A 4,890-nucleotide genomic window follows, 5' to 3' on the forward strand; every position below is an offset into this window, starting at 1 on the left:
AGTTCGTCCCGGATCTGTGCCCGGGTCCGCCACAGCGGCGATGTCTGCGGCGGCAGCTTCGGCAGGACATGTTTGCTCACCCAGGGCCCGGCCCGACCGGCATCGAACTCCGAGGAGACGGCGTAGAACTCCCGCCCGTCCTCACAGACGACACCGATCGAAACGAGGTCGATCACACGACCGTCCTCGATGAATTCCGAATCGTAGAAATACCTCAAACCGGTGGGTCCCCTCGGTGGTTGACAGAACGCACCGAGCTTAGTTGCGCGCTCCGACGCGCCGGGGTGCGCCCGGAACCACCTCCGGAAATATCCCCGGATCGGCCACCACTTATCCTGAACTGGTGAATTGGACCGTCGACGTGCCCATCGACCGTTTGCCCGAGCTGCCGCCGTTGCCCGCCGAACTGCGTAAACGGCTCGATGACGCGTTGTCGCGGCCGGCTCTGCAGCAACCGTCCTGGGACGCCGGTCAGGCGGCGAATATGCGGACGGTACTGGAGAGCGTGCCGCCGATCTGCCTGCCCGCCGAGGTCGACGAGCTGCGTGAGCAGCTGGCCGAGGTCGCGCGCGGTGAAGCGTTCCTGATGCAGGGCGGGGACTGTGCGGAGACCTTCGCCGACAACACCGAACCGCATATCCGCGGCAATATCCGGACGCTGCTGCAGATGGCCGTCGTGCTCACCTACGGGGCGAGTCTGCCGGTGGTGAAGGTGGCGCGGATAGCCGGCCAGTACGCCAAGCCCCGGTCGTCCGATACCGACGCGCTCGGACTGAAGTCCTATCGCGGCGATATGGTCAATTCGCTGGTCGCCGAGGCCGGCGTGCGCCAACACGATCCGTCCCGGCTGGTGCGGGCCTACGCCAACGCCAGCGCGGCGATGAACCTGGTGCGGGCGCTCACCAACGCGGGGATGGCCGATCTGCACCGGGTGCACGACTGGAATCGCGATTTCGTGGCACAGTCGCCGGCCGGTGCGCGCTACGAGGCGCTGGCCGAGGAGATCGACCGCGGCCTCCGGTTCATGACCGCGTGCCGGGTGAACGACCCCAGCCTCAAATCGGCTCGTATCTACGCTTCGCACGAGGCGCTGGTGCTGGATTACGAGCGCGCCATGCTGCGCCTGGCCGAGAACTCCGCCGGGGATCCGGTCCTCTACGACCTGTCCGCGCATTTCTTGTGGATCGGGGAACGCACCCGCCAGCTCGACGGCGCGCATATCGCGTTCGCCGAACTGCTCGCCAACCCGATCGGCCTGAAGATCGGCCCGAAGACGACACCGGCGCAGGCGGTGGAGTACGTGGAGCGGCTCGACCCGAACAACGAGCCCGGCCGGCTGACGCTGGTCTCCCGGATGGGCAATACGAACGTCCGTGAAGTACTGCCCGCGATCGTGGAGAAGGTGCAGGCCACCGGTCACCAGGTGATCTGGCAGTGCGATCCGATGCACGGCAACACCCACGAATCCTCCACCGGATTCAAAACCCGCCACTTCGACCGGATCGTCGACGAGGTGCAGGGCTTCTTCGAGGTGCACCACGCCCTCGGAACCCACCCCGGTGGGTTGCATATCGAACTCACGGGCGAAGACGTCACCGAATGCCTCGGCGGGGCCCAGGACATTTCCGATCTGGACCTCTCCGGTCGCTACGAGACGGCCTGCGACCCCCGGCTGAATACCCAGCAGTCGCTGGAACTGTCGTTCCTCGTCGCCGAGATGCTGCGGTAATTCCTGCGGCGCCTCCGGTGCCGTAACTCCCGCGCGTGGGAGTTACGGCACCGCGACCAGCGAGACCGAGGCACCGGATTCGACGTTCGCGTTGGCAGCGGGCTTCTGCGAGATCACAACCGATGAGTCGAGCGGTGCGAATTGACGCACCTCGACCTGCAAGCCCAGCCCTTCCAGCGTCCGGCGGGCTTCGCTGACCGATTTGCCGACCACAGACGGCATGGTCACCGCCTCGCAGATCACCAGGGTGATCGCGGAGCCGGCGTCGACTGTGGTGCCGACGCCGGGTTCGGTGCCGATGACGCGGCCGACTTCCACCAGTTCGTCGTAGGCGGGGCGTTCACCCGCGATCGTCAGGCCGAGGTTCTCGAGCGTTTGCCGGGCCTGCTCAGGGGTGTCGGCACGCAGATCGGGGAGCTGGACGGGTTTCGACCCGTTGCTCTTCCAGACCTGGACGTGCGCGCCCGCGGGGAGCACGGTGCCCGGTGCCGGATCGATCCGGGCCAGTGTGCCCTCGGGGGCGGTACTGGCGACCTCACCGGCATCGACCGGTTGCAGCCCCTGATCGCGGATCAACTGCTGGACCTCGTCCCAGTCGGCGCCGGGTGAGACGGCGGGGACCGCGGGTTTACCGCTGGATACCAGGATGTCGACGGTCGAGCCCTTGGTCTCCCGTGCTCCGGGCCCCGGATCGGTGCCCACCACCCCTCCGACAGGCACAGTGTCGGAGGCCTTGTCGCGGGTTCCGGTTGTGAAACCGGCCTCCTGGAGTTCGGCGGTGGCCTGGTCGACCGTCATCCCGGCGACCGAGGGCACCGTGTTGTAGCGCCCCATACCCAGCCACCAACCGCCGATCCCGACCAGCAGCGTCAGCACCACCACCGCAGCCGTCCAGATCACCGCGTTCCGGCGTTTGGCGGCGTGGCTTTCCTGATAGGAGTTGTACTGGGAGGGGCGTTGCGGGGGGATATAGGCCGGGGGCGGGGGCTCGTTCCGTGGTTGCGCCGTGGTCACCATTCGCGTCGGTTGCGGACCCTGCGCGGCGACGGGCGCGGGTACGGGACGGGCGACCGGGTGGCGGGCGCTGGTGTGTTCCGCCGACTCCTGTGGCGCGGGCACCCGGTAGTCGGGCAGGTTCAGGCGTGCGGCGATGGACCGCAGCTCGGCGACCATCTCGCCGGCGTCGGCGAACCGGTGCCCGGGTTCGCGGGCGGTGGCGCGGGCGACCAGCCGGTCGAATTCGGGTGGCACCCCGGCGATGAACTCGCTCGGGCTCGGAACGTCGTTCTCGACCCGCTGGTAGGCCACCGACAGCGAATTGTCGCCGGTGAACGGCACCTTGCCGGTGAGCAGTTCGAAGATCAGGATGCCGAAGGCGTACACATCGCTGCGGGCGTCGGCGCTACCGCTGGTGACCTGTTCGGGTGAGAGATAGGCGGCGGTGCCGAGGATGACGCTGGCGGAGGTGGTGTTGGCGGCGGCGACGGCGCGGACCAGCCCGAAATCGGCGATCTTGACATCGCCGCCGTCGGAGATCAGGACATTCTCCGGTTTCACATCGCGATGCACCAGACCGGCCGCGTGCGCGACCCCGATCGCGGCCAGCACCGGTTCGGCGACAGCGCGGACCGCATGCGGCGGCATGGGCCCGCGTTCGCGTAGCAGTTCCCGCAGCGTTCCGCCCTGGACCAGCTCCATCACCAGGAACGGGTACTCGCCGTCCACGCCCTGGTCGTACACCTCGACGAGGGAGGGGTGTTTGAGCCCCGCCACCGCGCGGGCCTCGAACTCGAACCGGGTCAGGAACTGTGGATCACCGGCGAACTTGGGATCCATCACCTTGATGGCGACCTGCCGCCCCAGCCGGGTGTCCACACCCCGGAACACCATCGACATACCGCCCCGGGCGATCGGCGCGTCGATCCGGTAGCGCCGATCCAGTACGGCGCCGATCAATTCTCCTCCGGCTGTCACGAACCTCTCCACCCTCGTACCGTGTCCACACGGTCGCCGCCGATGCGGCTCCCACATGTTATCGGCCGAACCGGTGCGGGTGTCTCACCGCGTGCGGGCGGCAGGCGTCTACGGTTGTCTCCCGTGAGTGCCTTTCCTTGCAGTGCCGATGTCCTGCCCGCTTCGGTACCACTGCTCTCGTTACCCGATGTCGCGAAGAACCTGGGTGTCGTGGTGACCCGCGTGCACCAGATGCTGCGGGACAACCAGCTGCTCGCCGTGCGCCGCGACGGCGTGGTGGGGATCCCGGAGATCTTCTTCGACGAAACGGGTGCGGTGCTGAAATCGCTGCCGGGTCTGATCACGGTGATGCGCGACGCCAAGTACACCGACGAGGAGATTCTGGAGTGGATCTTCACCGACGACGACACGTTGCCCGGTAAACCCGTGGAAGCATTGCACGGGCCGCTGGCCCGCGAGGTGCTGCGCCGCGCCGCCGCCGACCCGTTCTGAGCCGCATTTTCCCCGTGGCCGGCGCGTGTGGGTGTTCGCCCCGTCGGTCCATCCGCGAGACGCTGCCGGTCCACGGGGAACGAGAGCCGGTGGCGGCACAGCGGTGGTGTGTGCGCGCAACAGCCCGGCCACCCGGCAGCACCGATCCGGCGGGGGAGGAGACCGTGCGTCCGTGAACACGGCTCATACGGCCATACTTCGCCCGGATCGGATGGCGGGCGGTTCGCGCCGTCGGCTGATTCCGCGCAACCCGGTCAGCGGCGGACCGCTGCGCCGACTGCGAGCCACAGCCGCCGCTGGTCCGGGACCACCGCGCGCCGGGCGAACACGTCGTAATCGCTCTCTTCGATACGGTCCAGGATGGCCGCATATACGGTGGCCGCGGTGCGGATACCCGGGCGTACCCGCGGACTGAGCAGTTCGATGCCCGGGTACGCGCGGCGGTAGAGGTCACGGTTCACAGCGATGAGATGCGCGAGCGCGGGGGCGGGCCCCCCCAGCCCGGGTGCCCCGGCCCGACGCACAGCACCAAAAGAGAGAAGTGACACCCCAACAAACGGGGTGTTGGGCCCTCGCGCCGGGGTGGGATACGGGGGGGCCGGTTCTAATTTTTACCCGGGGGGGGTTGTGTGTTGGGGGCGGCGGCGCTCGCCCGGGGCGACTCCGGCGCCACCGATCAGCAACTCGCCCGGCAC

Annotated in this window: 4 protein-coding genes and 1 pseudogene; 2 read left to right on the forward strand and 3 right to left on the reverse strand. The window is 68.1% G+C overall.

The window, feature by feature from the left end:
* Nucleotides 1–218, reverse strand: a pseudogene (locus tag QH195_RS08825) (3'-5' exoribonuclease); the annotation flags it as partial.
* A 125-nt stretch (nucleotides 219–343) separates the two neighbouring features.
* Here QH195_RS08825 and QH195_RS08830 point away from each other — a divergent pair.
* On the forward strand, nucleotides 344–1,729 hold the full coding sequence (locus QH195_RS08830; RefSeq protein WP_280424830.1) for a class II 3-deoxy-7-phosphoheptulonate synthase: 1,386 nt from the start codon (nucleotides 344–346) through the stop codon (nucleotides 1,727–1,729).
* 42 nt (nucleotides 1,730–1,771) lie between these two features.
* On the opposite strand, the gene pknB is transcribed toward QH195_RS08830, so the two are convergent.
* Nucleotides 1,772–3,703: a Stk1 family PASTA domain-containing Ser/Thr kinase gene (gene pknB, locus QH195_RS08835; RefSeq protein ID WP_280434993.1), complete on the reverse strand. Its 1,932-nt coding sequence runs from the start codon at nucleotides 3,701–3,703 to the stop codon at nucleotides 1,772–1,774.
* A gap of 123 nt (nucleotides 3,704–3,826) precedes the next feature.
* Here pknB and QH195_RS08840 point away from each other — a divergent pair, with 123 nt between their 5' ends.
* Entirely contained in the window at nucleotides 3,827–4,195 is a 369-nt protein-coding gene (locus QH195_RS08840) for an Rv2175c family DNA-binding protein (RefSeq protein WP_280424826.1), read from the forward strand.
* Nucleotides 4,196–4,449: 254 nt separating this feature from the next.
* On the opposite strand, the gene QH195_RS08845 is transcribed toward QH195_RS08840, so the two are convergent.
* Nucleotides 4,450–4,719 (reverse strand): squalene/phytoene synthase family protein, encoded by a 270-nt coding sequence (locus tag QH195_RS08845; RefSeq protein WP_348537348.1) that lies wholly within the window; start codon nucleotides 4,717–4,719, stop codon nucleotides 4,450–4,452.
* Nucleotides 4,720–4,890: the final 171 nt, after the last annotated feature.

The sequence above is a fragment of the Nocardia carnea genome (assembly GCF_029868855.1).
Taxonomy (GTDB): Bacteria; Actinomycetota; Actinomycetes; order Mycobacteriales; family Mycobacteriaceae; genus Nocardia; species Nocardia carnea_A.